The sequence below is a fragment of the Frigoribacterium sp. CG_9.8 genome (assembly GCF_015751965.1).
Lineage (GTDB): Bacteria > Actinomycetota > Actinomycetes > Actinomycetales > Microbacteriaceae > Lacisediminihabitans.
On record NZ_JADOVH010000001.1, the window covers coordinates 867,592 to 888,259 of the forward strand.

Annotated in this window: 19 protein-coding genes and 1 tRNA gene; 18 read left to right on the forward strand and 2 right to left on the reverse strand. The window is 62.7% G+C overall.

The annotated features are described in order from the left end of the window. Window positions 1-277: 277 nt before the first annotated feature. The 4 genes from IWX88_RS04325 (at window position 278) to IWX88_RS04340 (ending at window position 6,530) form a co-directional block, all read left to right on the forward strand. Window positions 278-3,247, forward strand: coding sequence for a ribonuclease E/G (locus IWX88_RS04325; protein WP_196827493.1), 2,970 nt, complete (start codon window positions 278-280; stop codon window positions 3,245-3,247). Window positions 3,248-3,312: 65 nt separating this feature from the next. Continuing rightward, window positions 3,313-4,332, forward strand: coding sequence for a permease (locus IWX88_RS04330; RefSeq protein WP_370568178.1), 1,020 nt, complete (start codon window positions 3,313-3,315; stop codon window positions 4,330-4,332). Beyond that, entirely contained in the window at window positions 4,325-5,125 is an 801-nt protein-coding gene (locus IWX88_RS04335) for a TIGR03943 family protein (RefSeq protein WP_231368759.1), read from the forward strand. Before IWX88_RS04330 ends, IWX88_RS04335 begins: the two co-directional genes overlap by 8 nt. Then, the gene (locus IWX88_RS04340; protein ID WP_196827495.1) at window positions 5,106-6,530 is read left to right on the forward strand and encodes an Ig-like domain-containing protein; all 1,425 of its coding nucleotides are present in this window, start codon (window positions 5,106-5,108) and stop codon (window positions 6,528-6,530) included. The genes IWX88_RS04335 and IWX88_RS04340 overlap by 20 nt, the downstream gene beginning before the upstream one ends. 78 nt (window positions 6,531-6,608) lie before the next feature. On the opposite strand, the gene IWX88_RS04345 is transcribed toward IWX88_RS04340, so the two are convergent. Continuing rightward, window positions 6,609-6,881 carry a DUF4031 domain-containing protein gene (locus IWX88_RS04345; RefSeq protein ID WP_196827497.1) on the reverse strand — a complete coding sequence of 91 codons (273 nt, stop codon included), beginning with the start codon at window positions 6,879-6,881 and terminating at the stop codon, window positions 6,609-6,611. Window positions 6,882-7,252: 371 nt separating this feature from the next. On the opposite strand from IWX88_RS04345, the gene rplU reads away from it, so the two are divergent. The 13 genes from rplU to IWX88_RS04410 all read left to right on the forward strand — a co-directional run bounded on the left by rplU (window position 7,253) and on the right by IWX88_RS04410 (window position 17,700). Beyond that, entirely contained in the window at window positions 7,253-7,561 is a 309-nt protein-coding gene (rplU, locus tag IWX88_RS04350; RefSeq protein ID WP_196827499.1) for a 50S ribosomal protein L21, read from the forward strand. Between the two features lie 25 nt (window positions 7,562-7,586). Then, window positions 7,587-7,841 carry a 50S ribosomal protein L27 gene (rpmA, locus tag IWX88_RS04355; RefSeq protein WP_196827501.1) on the forward strand — a complete coding sequence of 85 codons (255 nt, stop codon included), beginning with the start codon at window positions 7,587-7,589 and terminating at the stop codon, window positions 7,839-7,841. 139 nt (window positions 7,842-7,980) lie between these two features. Beyond that, window positions 7,981-9,594 (forward strand): GTPase ObgE, encoded by a 1,614-nt coding sequence (gene obgE / locus IWX88_RS04360; protein ID WP_196827504.1) that lies wholly within the window; start codon window positions 7,981-7,983, stop codon window positions 9,592-9,594. Then, window positions 9,587-10,378: a glutamate 5-kinase gene (gene proB, locus IWX88_RS04365; protein WP_196827506.1), complete on the forward strand. Its 792-nt coding sequence runs from the start codon at window positions 9,587-9,589 to the stop codon at window positions 10,376-10,378. Before obgE ends, proB begins: the two co-directional genes overlap by 8 nt. 42 nt (window positions 10,379-10,420) lie before the next feature. Then, window positions 10,421-11,689 (forward strand): glutamate-5-semialdehyde dehydrogenase, encoded by a 1,269-nt coding sequence (locus tag IWX88_RS04370; RefSeq protein WP_196827508.1) that lies wholly within the window; start codon window positions 10,421-10,423, stop codon window positions 11,687-11,689. 55 nt (window positions 11,690-11,744) lie between these two features. Further along, a complete protein-coding gene (locus tag IWX88_RS04375) occupies window positions 11,745-11,945 on the forward strand; it encodes a hypothetical protein (protein ID WP_196827510.1) in 201 nt (66 codons plus the stop codon). A gap of 13 nt (window positions 11,946-11,958) precedes the next feature. Continuing rightward, on the forward strand, window positions 11,959-12,561 hold the full coding sequence (gene nadD / locus IWX88_RS04380; RefSeq protein WP_196827880.1) for a nicotinate-nucleotide adenylyltransferase: 603 nt from the start codon (window positions 11,959-11,961) through the stop codon (window positions 12,559-12,561). Beyond that, window positions 12,558-14,432, forward strand: a complete 1,875-nt coding sequence (locus IWX88_RS04385) for a hypothetical protein (protein ID WP_196827512.1) — start codon at window positions 12,558-12,560, stop codon at window positions 14,430-14,432. Before nadD ends, IWX88_RS04385 begins: the two co-directional genes overlap by 4 nt. A 42-nt stretch (window positions 14,433-14,474) precedes the next feature. Continuing rightward, the gene (gene rsfS, locus IWX88_RS04390; protein ID WP_196827514.1) at window positions 14,475-14,852 is read left to right on the forward strand and encodes a ribosome silencing factor; all 378 of its coding nucleotides are present in this window, start codon (window positions 14,475-14,477) and stop codon (window positions 14,850-14,852) included. A gap of 18 nt (window positions 14,853-14,870) precedes the next feature. Next, entirely contained in the window at window positions 14,871-15,833 is a 963-nt protein-coding gene (locus IWX88_RS04395; RefSeq protein ID WP_196827516.1) for a hypothetical protein, read from the forward strand. Window positions 15,834-15,955: 122 nt separating this feature from the next. Then, a tRNA-Ala gene (locus IWX88_RS04400) sits at window positions 15,956-16,029 on the forward strand. Window positions 16,030-16,283: 254 nt separating this feature from the next. After that, window positions 16,284-16,745, forward strand: a complete 462-nt coding sequence (locus IWX88_RS04405; RefSeq protein WP_231368760.1) for a universal stress protein — start codon at window positions 16,284-16,286, stop codon at window positions 16,743-16,745. 49 nt (window positions 16,746-16,794) lie between these two features. Then, the gene (locus tag IWX88_RS04410; protein WP_196827518.1) at window positions 16,795-17,700 is read left to right on the forward strand and encodes a 2-deoxy-5-keto-D-gluconate 6-phosphate aldolase domain-containing protein; all 906 of its coding nucleotides are present in this window, start codon (window positions 16,795-16,797) and stop codon (window positions 17,698-17,700) included. 21 nt (window positions 17,701-17,721) lie between these two features. Here IWX88_RS04410 and IWX88_RS04415 read toward each other — a convergent pair whose 3' ends face one another. Then, window positions 17,722-18,987, reverse strand: a complete 1,266-nt coding sequence (locus tag IWX88_RS04415; protein ID WP_196827520.1) for an LCP family protein — start codon at window positions 18,985-18,987, stop codon at window positions 17,722-17,724. A 110-nt stretch (window positions 18,988-19,097) separates the two neighbouring features. Between IWX88_RS04415 and IWX88_RS04420 the strand changes: the two genes are divergently transcribed. Then, a complete protein-coding gene (locus IWX88_RS04420) occupies window positions 19,098-20,573 on the forward strand; it encodes an NAD(P)/FAD-dependent oxidoreductase (protein ID WP_196827522.1) in 1,476 nt (491 codons plus the stop codon). The last annotated feature ends 95 nt before the right edge of the window (window positions 20,574-20,668 follow it).

Consider the following 20,668-nt stretch of genomic DNA (forward strand, 5'->3'; position numbering starts at 1 on the left):
CAACACCGGGCCGCGCTGAATAGGCTTCGATCCGCCAAGGGTTGATCCCCATCGACGGCGCGTCGGATAGCGAGTTCCGAACAGAACTACCAAGACAAGCGAACGAGACCAAAACTAGCCCCAGCGTGTCACAGCGACCGGGGGCCGGTGGCCGGTATCAGAGCGAAGAATTAGCGGCAGATCGACCGAGGCCACAACCGCCGGAGTTGAAAACCGCGACGAGAGAGTACCCGACGGGTCGCGCGGCTTCCCGTTCCGGGCTAGGAGTGCGCCAGCAATGGTGGAGACAACTGCACACAACAACGACGATTCGGCCCACAATGAACCGAAAAAGCGCTCGCGCCTCTTCGGCTCTCGTCGGGCCTCCAAGTCCACGGCGGCACCGGAGTCGGTAGCCGCCGAGGTCGCGGTCACGCCGGATCAGCCGACGACAGAGCAGCGGGAGGCAGTGCTGCCACTGCCAGCACAGCCAGATACCGGACAGCCAGAAACTGCACAGGAGAAGACTGTGCAGGAGAAGACTTCGCAGCCGAAGACGGCCAAAGCGAAGGCACCCCGGCCGACTGAGGATTCCGCTGCGAAGAACACCGCCAACGGCACCGCTGACGATGCCGCCGAGACCGCCACAGCGACTGCCGCCGAGACTGTCACCGAACCGACGGCGAAGCGAACACCGGTCCGCCGCACGACTGCAAAGTCCAGCACCGCAAAGTCTGGCGCATCCAACTTTGACGAAGCGCTCTCCGACGGCGAAAAGTCTGGGCCGGAGTCCTCGACGCAGGCATCGACGCAGGAACCAATGAAGGCACCGATGCAGGCAGCGGTCGTCCTGCCCAGCACATCGCTGCTGTTCCAGGCGCCAGATCTTCCCGTGATCGCGCCACGATCGGCACCCGATGACGATTACGACGATGAGCCGAGGAATAACCGGGCTCCGCGAAACTCCCGCAAATCTCGCAACGATCGCAGCAATGACCGCGAAAACGATCGCGCTAACGATCGCAATGATGATCGCAACAACGATCGCGCTAACGGTCGCAATGATGGTCGCAACAACGATCGCGCTAACGATCGCAATGACGATCGCAACGATTACCGCGCTGACGACCGAAACACGGATCGCGACAGGGGAGATGACGACGGCGAGCAGACGTCGGTTCGCCGCCGGTCACGGCGTCGCGCCGGTGATGAAGACCGCGACTCGGGCGGTGGAAATTCTGGCAAGTCCAACCCGTCCAATACGGTCGTCAAGGTGCGTGCCCCCCGCGCGGTTCCCGAACTCAGTAATGAGCCGACGAAGGTGCGTGGCTCGACTCGCCTCGAGGCGAAGAAACAGCGTCGCCGCGACGGCCGCGATGCCGGCCGCCGCCGGCCGGTAATCACGGAAGCCGAATTTCTGGCCCGCCGCGAAAGTGTCGATCGCAAGATGGTCGTGCGCTCGAAGTTCGACCGCATCCAGATCGGGGTGCTCGAAGACGGAGTGCTCGTCGAGCACTACGTCGCCAAGGCTGCGGATGCCAGTCTGATCGGCAACGTCTACCTCGGTCGTGTTCAGAACGTGCTCCCGAGCATGGAGGCCGCCTTCGTCGACATCGGGCGCGGTCGTAACGCTGTGCTCTACTCGGGCGAAGTGGATTGGGAGGCCGCCGCCGAGAACTCCGCCGACGGCAAGAGCCAGGCCCGCCGCATCGAGCTCGCCCTGAAGCCGGGTGACAAGGTTCTCGTTCAGGTGACCAAGGATCCGGTCGGTCACAAGGGCGCGCGTCTCACCAGCCAAGTCAGTCTTCCCGGCCGCTACCTCGTATACGTGCCGAACGGATCGATGAACGGGATCAGCCGCAAGCTGCCTGATACTGAGCGTGCGCGGCTGAAGAAGATCCTCAATGAGGTACTGCCCGAGAACGTCGGCGTGATCGTCCGCACGGCTGCAGAGGGCGCGACTGACGAACAGCTCACCCTCGATGTCAACCGCCTCACCGCGCAGTGGGCCACGATCAGCGCGACCCTCGAGAACGTGCAGGCTCCCGCACTGCTCCACAGTGAACCCGACCTGCTGGTGAAGATCGTGCGTGATGTCTTCAACGAAGACTTCCACGAGCTCGTAATCGATGGTGAGGATGCCAAAGCTACGATCACGACGTACCTCTCCCAGGTGGCCCCCGATCTCGTCAGCCGCTTGCAGAGCTACACCGGAACTGTCGACTCGTTTGACGAATACCGCATTACGGAGCAGATCGAGAAAGCGCTGGATCGCAAGGTCTGGCTACCCTCCGGTGGTTCGCTCGTCATCGACCGCACTGAGGCCATGACCGTCGTCGACGTCAACACCGGCAAGTTTGTCGGCTCCGGCGGTAACCTCGAAGAGACGGTCACAAAGAACAACCTCGAGTCGGCAGAAGAGATCGTGCGCCAGTTACGTCTGCGCGATATCGGCGGAATCATCGTCGTCGACTTTATCGATATGGTGCTCGAGTCGAATCGTGATCTCGTGCTGCGCCGCCTGGTTGAATGCCTGAGCCGTGATCGCACCAAGCACCAGGTCGCCGAGGTGACCTCACTCGGCCTGGTGCAGATGACCCGAAAGAAGCTCGGCCTCGGGCTCATCGAGTCGTTCAGCGAACCCTGCGAGTTCTGCGCGGGCCGCGGCATCGTCATCCACCACGACCCCGTCACCCGTCATCGCCAGTCGGTGCAGCCGGAGACCCCGCGTCGTGGACGTGGAAAAGGTGGCAATGGAAGCGGCAACGGCGGCAGTGATTCCGGGCGCGGCAACGGTGCGTCGAGCAACGGTGCGTCGTCCGGGCAGAGGCCGAATGGGGGAACGCACGCGATCACCGATGACGTGAAGAATGCCCTCGCCCAAATTGCAGCATCGACGATCACGCACGCGCCAGTCGAGGAACCTGCCGCTGCTGAGGGTTTGAACGCTCCGACGGAACAGGCGGTAGCGGCTCCGGTCGCTGCCAACAGTGCTGCGAAGGTCGCGTCTGACTCGCCAGAGGTGGAGGCCGTGACTATTGCAGCGGCCGAAGCCGCTATCGAGATCCTCGATATCCCGGTGAAGTCGAACTCGCGCGGACCGCGACGGATCTCCACCCACGATGCCGAGCTGATTCTTGACTCCGTGCTTGATGCGCTTCCGGAGCCGAAGCAACCGGGGCAGGGACGCTCGCGCGTCTCGCGGCGCGCGTCGAGCGCCGGCACCGTGCGAACCTCCGATTCGACCGAGGGTCTGCACGCCGAGTAATCAGAAGTTGCTCGCGAGTCGGCCCCGTGACGTGGTCGTAGCAACGTAGGATCCCGCAGGTGGGCATCCGGGTAGCAGAGCGCGAACGCCGCGCCATCCGAATGCCCACCATCGTGGGCCTGTCCGTTGGGCTGGTCGGAATCGTCGGGGTCTTCCTGGTGCGTGCGCTGACCCCGGCGCTTGGGCCGTGGTCGCTGCCCAACCGCGTGCAGGACCTCCTCACGCTGTCGATCAGCGTAATTATTGAGTCGCTGCCGTTTGTGGTCCTCGGAATCCTGTTGTCGATCCTTGTGCAGGTCTGGGTTCCCGACCGCTGGATCATGCGGATTTTGCCACGCAACGCTTTTCTCCGGCGCGTCACCATCTCGTTTCTGGGCGTATTCCTTCCGGTCTGCGAATGCGGCAATGTGCCGCTCGCGCGCGGACTGATGGTCAAGGGATTCACTGTCTCTGAGTCAATGACTTTTTTGCTTGCCGCGCCGATTATCAACCCGATCACCATCCTCACGACCGGCCAGGCTTTTGGCTTCGACAGCTGGGTGTTCGCGGCACGTCTGGTGGGCGGCTTCGTCATCGCGAATCTGATCGGCTGGCTCTACGCCAAGCATCCCGACCAGGACAGCCTGCTCACCGACCGCTTTGCCGCGGAATGCCGCCTGCCCGACCCGCACGAACACGATCAGACTCGGTGGCAGAAGAGTGTGGAGCTTTTCACGCGTGAGAGCGCCGTGATCATGCCTGCCCTGTTCATCGGCTCGCTTATTGCCGGACTCGTACAGGTCGCCGTGCCGCGCTCGGTGCTGCTGAGCCTGGGGAGCAATCCGCTCTGGTCGATTCTTGCGATGATGGCGCTCGCGTTCGTGATTTCAGTCTGCTCGAACGTTGACTCGTTCTTCATCCTCCCGTTCGCCAGTACCTTTATGCCCGGCTCGATTGCAGTGTTCCTTCTCTTCGGCCCGATCATCGACATCAAGATGCTCACCCTCATGCGCACCACTTTCCGCGCCAAAGTGCTGGTGCAACTCACTGTGATCGTCGGATTGCTCAGTGCTCTGATCGGATTGGTCGTGAATTATCTTGCCTAGGTTCACTCGCTGGCAGGGCATCGCGCTGTGCGTTGCAGCCCTCGTGTCGACGGTCTGGCTGGCGGTGACCAACCAGCTCATTCTGTACATTCATCCGCGATACATCGTGTTCACAGTAATCATGGCGGCACTGGGGCTCGTGCTGGTCGTGGCGAGTTTTCGGCAGGCGGCAGCGCACACGAACGAGCCTGCGAACGAGCACGAACGCGAACGCGAACACGAGCACGAACTCGAGCACGAGCAGCCGAGCTCCGGTCGCCTTCGCCGGGGGATCACGGTCATCGGCTCGATGCTGACCCTGGTGATGGCCGTTGCTCTCGTCGTCGTACCCCCCACGACACTCACCACCGCCACGGCTGAGCAGCGGGTGATAAATAGTACGCAGGTCGGCCCGGGCACGAGAACCGTGGACTCTGCGGCATCCGCTCCTGCGGGGGCCTACGCGCGCTTCACCGTGCTCGATTGGTCGTCACTGCTGCGTCAGACCACCGACGTTGGCTTCTATCGCGAGAAGGAAGCCAATGTCGTGGGATTCATTACCAGGGATAAGGATGATCCGAAGAACGTCTTTTATGTGTCCCGGTTCGTGATCACCTGCTGCGCCGTCGATGCGCAGCCGGTGGGCGTGCCGGTGTACCTCCCCAACTGGCAGGACCGCTTTGCAGCCGACCAGTGGGTGAAGGTGAGTGGGTCGTTCGAGACCAATCCCAGTACACAGAGCCAGCAGTCAATCGCCCTGGTTCCCACATCGACGACGAAAGTAGACCAGCCAAGTGAGCCGTATCTCTACTGACGACGCAGATGGTGCTGGCGAGCCGGCAAAGCGGTTTCGCCGCGCTCTTACCTTTACCGTGGTCGCACTCGTGGTCCTCGTCGCCGGCTTTGCGGGGCTCAACTTTTTGCAGGGGCCAAAGCTGTCAAGTGGCACCGTCGATGCGGATCGAGTGGTCGCTCGAGCCGGACAGCAACTGCGGCTATTCGCCAACCAGAGCATCCTCAGCGTGTCGAAGAAGAACGTGTCGGTAAGCCCAGCTGTGCCATTCACCGTGAGCACTACCGGCGCAATCATTGCCGTGCAGTTCACGGACCGTCTGCGCTACGGCACCACATATTCGGTGCGGGTATCAGATGTTGCCAATGCGTTCCAGCCCCGGGTATCGACCTTCGATTATTCGTTCACTACGGCTGCCGCACAGATTTACTACCTGGATCGGGCCGACCCGGCAGTCGGTGCGGGCCAGCTCGACTCGATAGTGCGTACGGGGCTTCGCGGCAGTGAGCGCACCATCATCTATTCGGCCCCCCGCATTCAGCAATTCGTCGTCTTCGCCCAGGCGCTCGCCGTCACTACGCTTGCAGACGACGGCACGAGTTCGCTCTCAATAGTGGGGCTGTCGAGCAAGTTGGTCGAGAAAATTCAGTTGCCGGGGCCAGGCACTATCGACGAGCTGCGGGGTGAATCGGATACCGGATTGCTCGGTTTCGTCTTCACGAGTGCGGGCGCCGCAGTCTCGCGAGAGTTCACCACTGTGCTGATGCGGGTTGACCTGACCGGGGTACACACGGTGATACCGGTGCCTGACCTCGCCGGCAAACCACTCGGCGTGCTGAGCTGGGGGTTTCTGGGTGGAAGCACGAACATCGTCGCACAGGGCCAGGACCAGACAGTGTTTCTCATTGATGCCGCAAAGTCTGGTCCACCAGTGCCTCTCGGTCAGTACACGGGCCTGGGGCGCAGCGCGCCCGATGGGAAGCAGATCGTCGTGAGCGACGCCTTCGGTAAAATCGCCTACTCCCTCGCCGATGGTACCCAGACCCGTCTCCCGTCGCTGCCTATTGCCGGAGCATCCACTTACGGCGGTGATGTCGTGCTGCTTGATCGGGGTACAGCCCGAGTGCAGCAGGTGGCCGTGTTCGATTCGGCAAAGGGCGGCAAGTTTCAGAGCTATCTCGTTTACGAAAGCGGTACGACCTCCCGGGTGCTTTACCAGACACCGGATGACGCGGGCAGCATCGAGAATTTCAGTATTTCTCCGAACGGCCAGTTCGCTGCGGTGAATGTCATCCCCGACTATGCGAACAGCGTTTCTGACGGCTACGCGGTCAATGCTCAATCCACCTCTATCAGCACCGTCGTCATCGATATCGCCAGTGGTGCGGTCGTCCGAAGCGTGGAGGGTTTCAACGAGAGCTGGTAACGCGTCGAGGTCATGCTTCGCAGATTCTGGTCGTGGGGGGGGGGGGGGGATGCGCGGGCTCGCGGAGTTCTGATGTGGTTACAGCTGGCGGCGTTCCCGCTGGGAGACCCGCAAGCCGCTGTGGCGTAATCGTTCGACGAGTTGCCGGATGCTCACCGGTTCGGCTCCCGCAGCCACCAGTTCGTCGTACCTGTCTTGCGGCACATCGTAGTGATCGAGGTCGAAACTCCGCAGGGGGATGCCCATTCGGCTGGTGAAGTCGTGCAACTCGGCAAGGGAGCTGTCACTCACCAGATGAGACCAGAGCATCTCGTGGGCTGGCCACCTCGGCTGATCAATCAGGATGGCCATCGACCGAGTCTAAACGGGAAGGTTTCGAAGAGCACTTCGCTGACCCACCGGATCTCCACCACTGAGGGAGAGCAGTTCTTTCGGGCTCTCGAGTAACTGGCGGCTCGGGGCGGTGGACAGTTTTTGAGCGTCGCGCCACTCGTGATCCTCATGTGTTTCCTGGTTCGGATGTGGCTCGAACGGCATCCGTTCGAGCACGACGGCGTCGGCAACGTCGACACGGTGTGAACACGCCGCTCAGCGTTTGACCGGAGCGGCGATCATCCACTATTGTTGAACTCCGGTGTGTGCTGGGCTATGCCCGCAATCGAATGCACACCAAGACTTCTGCCGAAATCATCGGTATCAGTTCACAGAGTTAGGGTTCCCAAGTGGTTTACGCAGTTGTGCGCGCCGGTGGTCGGCAGGAAAAGATTGAGGTCGGAACCATTGTGGTTCTCGACCGTATCAAGGCCGACAAAGACGGCAACGTCGAGCTCGTACCTGTGTTGCTGGTCGACGGCGACACCATCACGCATGACGCTGAGGCCCTTGCGAAGGTGAAGGTGACTGCAGAGGTCGTCGGCGACCTCCGAGGCCCTAAAATCGTCATTCAGAAGTTCAAGAATAAGACCGGGTACAAGAAGCGCCAGGGCCACCGCCAGGAGCTCACCCGCATCAAGATCACCAGCATTCAGTAACACCGAAGACGTCGAGGAACCAGTCATGGCACACAAAAAGGGCGCAAGCTCCACCCGCAACGGTCGCGATTCCAACGCACAGCGCCTCGGCGTCAAGCGCTTCGGCGGCCAAGTCGTCAGCGCTGGCGAGATCATCGTGCGCCAGCGCGGCACTCACTTCCACCCCGGCGTCAATGTCGGACGTGGCGGCGACGACACTCTGTTTGCGCTCGCCGCTGGCGCGGTCGAATTCGGCGCCAAGGGTGGCCGCAAGGTCATCAACATCGTGGTGGCCGCGTAGGCACCTAGGTCTCGATGCGGTCGCTATGCGACCTTCTCGGCCGCCGATCTCATGGAGATCGACAAATTCACTGGGTTCGGGCGGGCTTCGGCTCGCTCTTCCCAGTTAACCGCTCACTCAGCACACGAAAGGATGCGTTGTGGCAACCTTCGTTGACCAGGTGACACTTCATCTCAGCGCCGGCGACGGCGGTGACGGTTGCGTTTCGGTGAAGCGCGAGAAGTTCAAACCCCTCGCCGGTCCCGATGGCGGCAATGGGGGCGACGGTGGAGACATCGTGCTGGTGAGCGAGATGGGCGTGACAACCCTCCTCGGCTTCCATCGTGCTCCCCATCGCAAGTCCGACAAGGGCGGCCAGGGCATGGGTGACAATCGCAGCGGATCCGACGGCACGGAGATCGAACTTGCCGTTCCACTTGGCACCGTTGTGAAGGATGTCGAGGGCAACGAACTCATCGACTTCACCGAGCCGGGCATGCGCTACATCGTCGCTCCCGGTGGGCAGGGTGGACTCGGCAATGCCGCCCTCGCGTCCACCAAGAGGAAGGCGCCAGGGTTTGCACTTCTCGGCATCCCCGGGTGGGAAGGCGATGTCTTCCTCGAGCTGAAGGTGGTGGCGGATGTCGCACTGGTCGGCTATCCCTCGGCTGGTAAGTCGAGCCTTGTCGCCGCCATCTCTGCCGCGAAACCGAAGATTGCGGATTACCCGTTCACCACGCTGCATCCGAATCTCGGGGTCGTAGAGTCCGGCGAGTCGCGGTACACCGTTGCCGATGTGCCCGGTCTGATCGAGGGCGCAAGTGAGGGCAAGGGGCTCGGCCTCGAATTCCTGCGTCACGTCGAGCGCTGCTCCGCACTGCTGCACGTTCTTGATTGCGCCACTCTCGAGCCTGGCCGTGATCCGATCAGTGACCTCGATGTCATCCTCGGTGAACTCGCCGCATATCCGGTACCTGAGGGGCAGCTTCCCCTGCTCGACCGGCCCCAACTCATCGCCCTCAACAAGGTCGACGTGCCGGAAGGGCGTGAACTAGCCGATCTGGTGCGCCCCGACCTTGAAGCGCGCGGATACCGCGTCTTCGATATTTCTGCGGTCAGCCGGGAAGGACTGCGCGAGCTGTCCTTCGCCCTCGGCGAGCTGGTGGATTCTGAACGTGCCAACAAAGCTGCTTTACCGGTGAAGCAGCGGATCGTGCTGCGCCCCCGTGCCACCGGTGATGCTGGCTTCACGGTCAAGGTCGAGGGCGGGTCGGGTGGCAACATTTACCGCGTTGTCGGGGGCAAGCCCGAACGCTGGGTCGCCCAAACTGACTTCAACAACGAGGAAGCGGTCGGCTTCCTCGCCGATCGCCTCGCCAAGTCCGGTGTGGAGAACGAGCTATTCAAGGTCGGTGCCATTGCTGGCTCGACCGTGATTATCGGCCCGGTCACCTTCGACTGGGAGCCGACCCTCACCTCCACAGCGGAGCTGCTGACGGCACCGCGCGGCACCGATCCACGGCTGGTGCAGAACGATCGTCCGACGTCGAAGACCCGGCGCCAGGAATACCTCGATCGAATGGATGGCAAGGCCGAAGCTCGTGCCGAGCTCATCCGTGAGCGGGAAGCCGGAATGTGGAACGACGACGAGGGCTTCGCCATCACAGAGAAAAACGGTGCTGCTCCCGAATCAGCCACAAGTCAGACTGCCGAGTCTGCCGAGAGTACCGAGTCTGGCGGGTCTGAGTCGGAGGATTCGCGAGCGGATGGCTAGCCCCGTTCTCTCGCGGGCCGGCATCCCCACGGCGCGGCGCATCGTCGTCAAGGTGGGATCCTCGTCGATTAGCGGGCCGAATACAGATCAGATTGCCCCGCTCGTCGACGCGCTTGCAGCGGCCCACGCGCGGGGTACCGAGGTGATCCTCGTCTCGTCCGGAGCGATCGCCACAGGAATGCCCTTTCTGAAGCTCGATTCACGTCCTACCGATCTCGCCACACAGCAGGCCGCCGCCGCAGTCGGTCAAAACGTGCTCATCTATCGCTACCAGGAGAGCCTTGACCGCTTTCGAATCGTTGCGGCACAAGTGCTGCTTACGGCCGGGGACCTCGAAAATCCGACTCATCGTGGCAATGCGCAACGGGCGATGGACCGGCTCCTCGACCTGCGCATCCTGCCCATTGTCAATGAGAACGACACGGTTGCAACCCATGAGATCCGGTTCGGTGATAACGACCGGCTGGCCGCACTGGTGAGCCAGTTGGTGCGGGCGGACCTGCTCGTGTTGCTGTCCGACATCGATTCGCTGTACGACATTCCCCCCGAGAAACCCGGAGCGCATCGTATCTCGGAGGTCCCGTTCGACGACGATCTCGCTCGAGTGGAATTCGGGGATATCGGGAGAGCCGGGGTGGGCACCGGGGGAGCGGGAACGAAGGTGGCCGCCGCGAAATTGGCTGCGACATCCGGCACCCCGGTTCTTCTCGCTGCGACTCGGCAGGTCGCCGCCGCGCTCGACGGTGCCGAGATCGGCACCTGGTTCGCGGCCGCGCCAGCGTGAGCTGGCATCACACCGCAGAGTCAGCGCAACTACACTGGCGTCATGCCTGAGATCGTCGTGACGGTGCGCTCCTTTGACGAAAAACTGGATGCCGCCCGCGCTGCATCCCTCGTACTCGCCACAGCAAATGCTGCGCTCAAGAATCGTGCCCTCGCCTCGATCGCTGTTGCGATGGTTGAGCATGCGGATCGGATCATCCTGGCCAACGATCTCGACCTGGCCAACGGGCGCGACAATGACCTGAGTGTCGGGGTGCTCGATCGGTTGCGTCTCGATGCGACTCGGCTGGCTGGGCTGGCAGATGCGGTGCGGCTCGTGGCAACGCTGGTTGATCCAGTCGGCGAAAACGTGCGAGGGCGGACACTGGACAATGGCCTGAGGCTGAGCGAGGTGCGGGTGCCATTCGGTGTCGTCGGCGTCATCTACGAGGCCCGACCCAATGTCACGGTCGATATCGCCAGCCTCGCGCTCAAGAGCGGTAACGCGGTGGTGCTGCGCGGGGGGAGTGCTGCGGAAAACACCAATCGTGAACTGGTGGCGATCATCCAGGATTCGCTTCGCGGCGTCGGACTGCCCGCAGATGCTGTACAGACGATCGACGAGTTCGGTCGCGACGGCGCACGGCAGCTGATGCGGGCGCGTGGACAGGTGGATGTGCTCATTCCGCGCGGGAGCGCCGCCCTCATCAACACTGTCGTGGCCGAGTCGAAGGTTCCGGTGATCGAGACCGGCGCGGGTGTCGTTCACGTCTTCCTCGACGAGTCGGCCGATGAAGCCTGGGCGATCGACATCGTGCATAATTCCAAGGTGCAGCGGCCCAGCGTCTGCAATGCCCTCGAGACCTTGCTCGTGCATGAGGGGGCGGCGATGCGGCTGCTGCCTCCCGTGCTTGGCGCGCTGCGGGCATCCGGGGTCACCATCCATGGCGACGAGGGCACTCGCGCGATATTCGCGGATGCTGTCGCGGCCACCGATGAGGACTGGGCCACCGAATACATGTCGCTTGACATCGCGGTGCGGGTTGTCGGCTCACTCGACGAGGCGATGGAGCACATCCGTCGCTACTCGACCCACCACACCGAGTCGATCGTGACTAACGATCTCGGCAACGCCGAACGCTTTCTGGCCGAGGTGGACTCGGCCGTGGTGATGGTGAACACCTCGACCCGGTTCACTGACGGCGGGGAATTCGGCTTCGGAGCCGAAGTGGGCATCTCCACGCAAAAGCTCCACGCGCGCGGTCCGATGGGGTTGAGCGAACTTACGAGCACCAAATGGATTGTGCGTGGCACGGGCCAGGTCAGGGAATAGGCATCTGAAGGCCGGTAGGCTTGAAACATTGAATTAAAGCGTGAGGGATGGGTGGATGTCGGTGTTAAGCACGATTGTTCTGGCGGCAGAAGAGGCGAAGATCGCGCTGATCTTCCCGATTTGGATATTCCCCCTCATCGCGATTGTCGTCTTCGTCGGTCTTGGGCTGGTCGTGTGGAGTTTCCGCGACGTTGCCAACCGTCACAGCCAAAAGACCGGTGGCTCGGCGGCGAGCGGACACACGGCCAATCACTAGCGCGCACGACGTGATGGTGAAAAGCGCGGCGAAGCGTCCGAAAATCGGTGTGATGGGTGGCACCTTCGACCCCATCCACCATGGACATCTGGTCGCGGCGAGCGAGGTTGCGCAATCTTTCGGTCTGGATGAGGTGGTGTTCGTTCCCACCGGAACTCCATATCAGAAGCCGGGAGCCACCTCAAGCGAGCACCGTTATTTGATGACGGTTATTGCTACTGCGGCTAACCCAAACTTTACGGTGAGTCGGGTTGATATCGACCGCGAGGGGCCCACCTACACGATTGACACGCTCCGCGATCTGCACGCTGAGCGGCCCGACGCGGAGCTTTACTTTATCTCCGGTGCGGACGCGATCACCCAGATTCTCGACTGGAAAGATGTGGCCGAACTCTGGTCGCTCGCGCATTTCGTTGCTGTGACTCGACCGGGTCACTCGCTGACTATTTCCGGTTTACCTGAGTCGGAAGTAAGCTTGCTCGAAGTGCCCGCGCTTGCGATATCATCCACTGATTGCCGCAGCCGGGTCAGCCGGGGATACCCGGTGTGGTATTTGGTGCCCGACGGTGTTGTTCAATACATCTCCAAACACCACCTGTATCGGAGTCTGACATGACAGCTTGGCATGACCAGCCGCCCGCGAGTAGGCGGCAAGTTCGGCAAACCGAACGCGACGGCAGCGTCGACTCGCAGTCGACCGCCGAGCAGGATGCGGCTGACGACGCCGCTTTCGCGGGGGTCGCCCACCAGGGCTGGGAAGCGGAAGCCCGACGAGCGACCGCACCGCAAGGCCCACCGCAGGGTGCAGCTGATCCCCTGCCGACGCGTGGGCGTCGCGCACAGCACCCGGCGACCAACGAACAAGCCGGTCCGGTGCTGGCTAACAATCCGGTGCTGGCTAACAATCCGGTGCTAGCTAACAATCCGGTGCACGCACCCCGCCCCTTCATCGCACCGACCCTCGCTGCGCCAGTTCCGGTAGATCACCAGCCGGCCCGCCGCGCTCGCGACTCCGGTGCATCCGATTCACGGCGAGCCGCAGTCCGTCCCGTCGGCCCGCCGCTTGGTGCGATAGCTCCGGAGGCCGCCGCCGCTCCTGAGATCGCCGCCGCTCCGGAGGCCGTCGCTGCTCCCGAGCCGGTCCTCACCCGACGCCAGATGCGCGAGCGGGGTATCGGTGGTTTTGTGACGACACCGAGCGAGACTGACGACGCCGAAAGAACTGACGACGCCGAAAGAGCTGCCGCCACCGGTGCTACCGGCACGGACACGGACACGCCAGCTGGAGTTGCACCTGTTGTCGCAGAAGAGGCCGTGGCAGCCGAAGTGCCTCTCGCCGAAGTTCCTACCAAGCGACAGTGGTTCCGTGACCGTGCCCGCCGTGCCACAGTGGATCAAGAGCGCGAACGCGAAGAAACGCATCGCGCGGGTGAAACTGTGGCGGCGCAGCATGCCGACGCGTCGACTGTGAACTCGGTGACCGAACCGCCAGTGCTTGTCGAACCGCCAGTGCTTGTCGAACCGCCAGTGCTTGTCGAACCGCCAGTGCTTGTCGAACCGCCAGTGCTTGTCGAACCGCCAGTGCGTCCGCCCTTCCCCGGCGCGACTCTTGCAGGCATTACCACCGCGGACATCACCCTCGCCGAGCTTGTTGAGCCCGCGCGGGATGTGGCAATCACATCCGCTCCGGTGCACTTCGTCAGCACACCCGTCTTCACTATCGATCCGGAGATCGACCAAGCGACCGCGCAGGCAGAAGTCGTGGTTGCGGAGCTCGAGCCGCACGGAGAGCAGGGGCCAGCCTTCGAGGATCTGCTGTTTCCGAGTGGTCAGTCAGTGGAGACCACCGTGGAGCCGACTCACGAGGATGCGGCGGCCGTTACGTTCGACGCGTCTATCACTGGGCACGATTCTCCCGCCACGACTGTTGCTGAGACCATCGCTTCGACCCTAGCCGTGCCCGCAGGATCCGTCGCCCCGATGGATGCCACATACGTGCCGCCGGTGGGCCACTGGTCAACCCAGGCGTCGATCGATGACGGTGAGCAGCTGCAAGAGAGTACTTTTGCCCGCGACATCGGGGCGACTAGCGGTGCTCTCACGACGAGCGCTCTCGTATTGCCGTCTATGCCGACCGGCGAGAACATTATGGGCCCGCTCAGCGGTACTGGGGAGATCCTCATCACCGGGTCGATTAGCCTTCCACGCAGCATGGGATCGACCGGCATTTATCCGGCTCGCTACGACCACTCGGACGTCGATTTGCTTCTCGAAGCTGACGACCGCGAAGACTCGTCCGATCCCGAATCGGCACCGGTCCGCGCGATCCGCGCGGTCAGCACCAGTACTTCCTCTGGCGATGTGATCATGTCGATGAAGCCGCAAAAAACCAGTCGATTGCCGCTCATTCTCATCGTCTCCGCCGCGGTCATGGCCGTCGGTGTCGTCGTGCTGCTCGTCGCTGGGATGATCTTCAAGATCTTCTAAACCTGTGACCATATTATTTTCTCTTCCACCCCAAAGGACCCTGTGACTGCGACCGACCATGCCCGCGAACTCCTCCAAATCGCGGCAGCCGCCGCAGACTCGAAACAGGCCGAAGACCTGGTTGCACTCGATGTGTCGGGTCCGCTGCCTCTCACCGATATCTTCCTTCTCGCCACCGGACGCAACGAACGCAACGTCATCGCGATTGCGAGCGAGATCGAAGACCTGCTGATCGAGCATGGCTCAAAGCCGCTTCGCCGCGAGGGACGCGCCGAGGGTCGATGGATTCTTCTCGACTTTGGTGATCTCGTTGTGCACGTCTTCCACGAGGAAGACCGGATGTATTACTCGCTCGAGCGCCTGTGGAAGGACTGCCCGGTGATCCCGATCAATCTTCCGGTGCGCGAGCCTGCCGAATAGCCGAGCCGCTCAAGTCGGATGACGGCTCTCGAGCTGCCGTCCTGGCGTGCAATTGACGGCGAGGGGAAACGGGTACTCGAGCTCATCGATGCCTGGTCCGGGTCATCCGCCCTCGCCTCGATTGTCGCCGTCTGTGGGGGATCGGTGCCGACCGGTTCAGCGGCACACCGATTATTGTGGCTGGATGGGTTTGCCGCGGCGCAGTGGGATTTTCGGCGGGGCCGGGAGCGCGATTCAATCGGTGACTCGGCGCTGACAGCGCTTCAGATCGACACTGTTCACGGTCAGTCTCCCGCTCTCGGTCTTGCCGCACGGGAGGTACCTTCGAGGCGCCGGTACGACACGGTGATCATGACCGGCGGGATGGTGCGCGCCGGCATCGTGAAGCCCCGGTTTGTAGCGAAACTGCTCGAGTCCGGGCTCGAGTGTGATCACATCCTGTTCCTCGGGGGTTTCCGGCTGTTTTCGCCACAGGAACGAGTGCTCGCGCAGGCTCTCGGCGTAGCCGCCACCGACGAATTTGGCGGGATGCTCGCCGGGCTCGAGCAGGCTTTCGCGCCGCTCGACGAGCCGGAGATCGTCAGTGGTGGGGGTGCAACGCCACACTCATCGTGGCGTCACCTCACCTGGCACCGACAGGGACTGCCACGACTGAGTGTGCTGGCGGCACCCTCGTCCGATCCGGATAACCGACGCGCGAACTCGGCTGACACCTATCGATTCTGGGCCGGTGAGCGTCGCAGGCCAGCGGAACGTTCGGTGCTCCAGGTGACATCGCCGATCTATGTGCCATACCAGTCGGCCGCTGCGGTAGGGATCCTCGGTCTCGACTACGGGCTTGCTGTTGAGACCGTTGGGACAAGCCTCGCCGCGACCGATCTGGGTGCTCACACCCAGCCTTTCCAAGCGGAACATCACCTGCAGGAGTTGCGAGCGGCCATTGGCGCCATGCTCGCGCTGCGCTGCCGCCTTGGGGGATAACGCGGATCTCGGGGCGGCCGGTGGTGAGGCGCTCCGTGCTCGACTGCAGTCTGACCACGGAGCGCGCCGATGTGTAGTAATCTTGCGGAGTTGCCATCTTGTCAGTTCAAGATAGTCAGCATGGGTCCATGGCGCAGCCCGGTAGCGCACCTGCATGGCATGCAGGGGGTCAGGGGTTCGAATCCCCTTGGATCCACAGAAGTCCGTGACACGGACACAAGAAAAGCCCTGAACCCCTGGTTCGGGGCTTTTCTCGTTGCCACCGCTCGAGAGTCTGGCACGGCACTTCGCTGCCGTTCGTCAGCCGTGCACCGGACTGTAGGGCCGCACGGCCAACTTTCGGGCGCTTGGTTCTGAAATCGAGATCGCCGCCGGTGAGGGACAGGACCTTTGACCCACTCACCGCAGCCGATCGCCCCGAAGCTGGAACCCCAGGAAGGGAATATGACTATGAACGACAGCAGCTTGATGCCGGTTCCGATCGGCAGTATCGTCGTCGGCCACGATGGATCACGCGATTCCACCCATGCCCTCGAGGTTGCCTTCGTCTTTGCGAACAAGCTCGGTGTTGACATCGTGGTGGCGCGTTCGTGGAGCATTGACACGGCTCCTCACGGCGCCCTCTACAGCCAGGGCTACGTCTCGTCATTCGAGGAGGTAAACGAGAAAGTCCGAGCTTTACTGGCTGCGGAGACTGCGGTCATCGCGTCCCAAAACCCAACGGTCACGCTTCATCTGCGCGCCGCGCTGGCTCACCCGGCGCAACTGCTCACTGAGCTTTCGGCATCTGCAGTAATGCTGGTGGTCGGACCGCGTGGGCTCGGGGGGTTTGCCGGGCTACTTATTGGATCGGTCAGCAGCCAGTGCGTTCAACTCGCTACCTGTCCGGTGCTTGTCGTACCAACGCGCTGAGCCGATCCGGTGCACGAAACACCGTGCTGAGCGGAGTACCGTCAACACCGTGACTTCAAACTCCGACCTGCTCATCCTCGCGATGGATCATCGCGCTTCCCTCCTGCGGGATCTTTACGGCATCGACGGTGCTCCGACCAGTGCACAGACTGCTCGCATCTGCGCCCATAAGGCACTTATCTTCGATGGGCTGCTGCGGGCAATTGACGATGGAGTGGATGCCTCCCGAGTCGGTGTGCTCGTTGACGAGCGCTACGGGGCCGCGGTTGCGGTGCGGGCAAAGGATGCTCGAATTGATCTCTCCATGCCGATCGAACGCAGCGGAGAGCCGCTCTTCCTGCTCGAATATGGCACTTTTGGGGACGATGACTGGGTGCAACACGTGCAGCAGTACTCCCCGAACCGGGTGAAGGTGCTGGTGCGCGATAACCCCCAGGGGTCGTTCAACCGCACACTTCAGTTCGATCGGCTGATCGCCGTGTCGAATGCTCTTCATGCGTCGGGCCGCACATTCATGATCGAGCTGATGGTCCCTGCCACGTTAGGGCAGCTCCAATCAGTGGGATCGGATGCGCTGCGCTACGACGCCGAACTGAGGCCCGGGCTCACGGTACAGGTTATCGAGCAGATGCAGGACGAGGGGATCGAGCCCGACATCTGGAACTTCGAGGGGCTGGACAGTGCTGCGGATGCCCGCGCTGCCGTGGCATCCGCACAACGCGGCGGTCGGTCGGCGGTCAACTGCATCGTGCTTGGTCGAGCCGCTTCCCGTGAACGGGTAGACCACTGGCTGGCGGTGGCCGCTGCAGTGGATGGCTTCCGCGGCTTTGTGATCGGTCGCAGTGTCTGGGAGAAGCCGCTGGCTGACCATCTGGCTGGCACGGCATCCGAAGCGCAGCTGGTGCAACAGGTAGCGGATGCGTTCACTCACTTCGCCACAGTGTGGGGGGACTGACCCCGCACGCAACGCCACCCCTCACTTCTGGTTGGTGAACCCCTCCGTGCAGGTGCTCTGGTCCGCCCGTTGGCCGGTAATCGTTGAGGGGAGGGCGATTGAGCTTGGGGTTGGCGTCGTGGCCGGTGCTGCGGTGGCAGATCCGGAAGGGGCCGGTGCCGGTGTCGCCGTCACCACGGCATTTGGATCGGCCACGGCGGCGCGACCGAGCTTGCCGGTGAGCGAGATCGGCTGGTCGGACTTGAGTGCCGCGGCGAGGGCCGCCGCGGGAGCCACGAGCGGGATGACCCGGTTGGGATCCTCAGGGTCGGCACCGGTCGGATACTGCAGGAACACGATCTTGCTCAGGTCGAGGCCCTTGAGGGCGAGGGCGATCGAGACCAGCGTGGTCGGGTTGGTGAGCGTGTCCGACAGCCGCACATTGGCGAGTGTGGAGTTCGCGAGTTTGTAGAGCGTCAGCGGGTTACTGAGGACACCGCCGCTGACGATCTTGCGGGTGAGGGCCGAGAGGAAAACCTGCTGGTTGCTGATACGTCCGAGGTCGCTGCCGTCGCCGACGCCGTGTCGGCTGCGCAGGAACGAGAGAGCCGTGTCCCCCACGAGGGTCTGCTGTCCCGCTGCGAGGTCGAGCTGGGGTTCGGTGTAGGGGTCTTTAATCGGGGTGGCAAGGCACACAGTCACACCACCGACAGCATTAGACATGCCGGTGACGCCGTTGAAGGAGATGACGCCCGCGTAGGGGATGGTCAGACCGGTCATTTTCTCCACGGTCTGCACCGTGCAGGACAGGCCGCGCGAGAGAGTGGTGTTGAACATCGCGTTCGAGATGCCCTTGCCGCAGAGCGGGATTGACACGAGGTCGCGCGGAAAGCTCACCACGGTGGCACTGGAGTGGTCGGCCGAAATGTGCAGCAGCATCGTCACGTCATTATTTCCAGCACCGGAACTCCCGGCGAGCTCGGCTGCACTCTGGAACCCGGCTTGGCCGGTGCGAGTGTCCGAGCCGGCAATAAGCAGGTTGACCTCGCCCTCGATCGGCCCGATCGGGGGCGCCGCGATTGCAGCCCCGCCCGCGTGAGAGAGGTGGATACCCGGCCCGGCGCTAGCCAGAGTGCCGTAGACGGCGAACGCGCCAACGGTGGTGCTCGAGACCACGAGCACAGCAATTGTTCCGGCGAGCACCTTGGCAAGTGAGCCGATCAGATGCGCGCGATCTGCCCTCGCATGACGCACCGGGGGGTGGACGCCGGATTCCCGTGAACTCGGAGTGGCGCTTCGACGACCCATGACATCCTCTCGAATGCCGCGGATGCCACATCGGAAGTACCCTAACCCACTCGACCTCAACATATTCTGCGCTGAGCTGCCCTGTCGAATTTGCGGGGTATCATCTGCCCATGCTTCAACATGTAAAGGTCGCGATCATCGGAGCGGGGTTTGCCGGTCTGGGGATGGCGATTCAGCTCACCCGGCATGGCGTCGACGACTTTCTCATCATCGAGCGCGGAGCCGAGGTCGGGGGCACCTGGCGTGACAATACCTATCCGGGAGCAGCGTGTGATATTCGCAGCGACCTGTATTCGTTTTCTTTCGCGCCCCGGGCCGACTGGAAGTTTCGGTACGGTCGCCAGCCGGAGATCCTCGACTACCTCCGCTCGACCGCCGACCAGTTCGGCATTCGGTCGCGGATTCAGTTCCACACCGAACTGCTGGAGGCGGCCTGGGATGACGCGGCGTCTCTGTGGCGGCTGAACACGAGCACCGGGGAGTTCACCGCCTCGGTACTCGTTTCAGGCGCCGGTCCATTGATCGACCCGGTCTGGCCGCGCATCCCCGGCCTGGAGCACTTCGCTGGCGAGCGGTTCCATTCCTCTCGGTGGCGACATGACATCGATCTCGCAGGCCTGAGGGTCGCGGTGATCGGCACCGGGGCATCCGCGATCCAGTTCGTGCCTGAACTGCAGAAGCAGGTGGGGGAGCTCACGGTGTTCCAACGCACCCCCACCTGGATCGTTCCGAGGGGGGATGCGCCGACCACCGAACGCCGAGTTAGGCTATTCCGGCGATTCCCGGTGCTCCAACGCGCCTCCCGTGCCTGGGTTTTCCGTTCGGCAGAAGCGCGGTTCGCAGGCTTTCGCACTCCGTCAATCGGTTCGCTCATGCAGCGATTCGCCCTGCGCTATCTGCGCAGCCAGGTAGCTGATCCTGTTCTGCGGGCGAAGCTCACTCCTCGATACCGGATCGGGTGCAAGCGCATCCTCGTCTCGAGCAACTTTTACCGGGCAATGACCCGATCCAATGTCGAACTCGTCACCGACCCGATCGACTCTGTCGAGGGGCGTTTTGTGCTCACAGCCGACGGCACTCGGCGTGAGTTCGATGTGCTCATCGGAGGCACCGGGTTCAACGCGACCGAACCGGCGGTCGCCCGACTGGTGCGCGGTGTCGGCGGAACGACGCTTGCCGAGGCCTGGTCTGGCCACATGGAAGCACTTCACGGCACGACGGTGGCTGGTTTTCCCAACCTGTTCCTGCTCGTCGGACCGAACTCGGCCCTCGGTCACAACAGCATCGTCTACATCATCGAAGCGCAGATCGGCTATGTGCTGAAGGCGCTGGAGGCGATGCGGGCGAGCGGGGCGGCATCCGTTGTGCCAACGGCGGAGTCCCAGAAGCGTTACAACCGGAAGGTGCAGGCCGACCTCGAAAACTCGGTTTGGGTCAGCGGCGGATGCTCGAGCTACTACCTCGACGCCAGTGGCCGGAACACCACCCTCTGGCCGCACCGGGCCGCGCAGTTCCGAAGGTCGGTGCGTCGCTTCGACAGCTCCGAGTATCACCTGGAACAGGCGCGACTGCCCACCGCAGGCTGAGTGGCGTGCGGCTGTGCGGCGTGCTGCTGTGCGGGATGCGGGATGCGGCGTGCGGCGAGGATCCTGACGCTGGTGTCTGCATGCCGTGCTCGAAG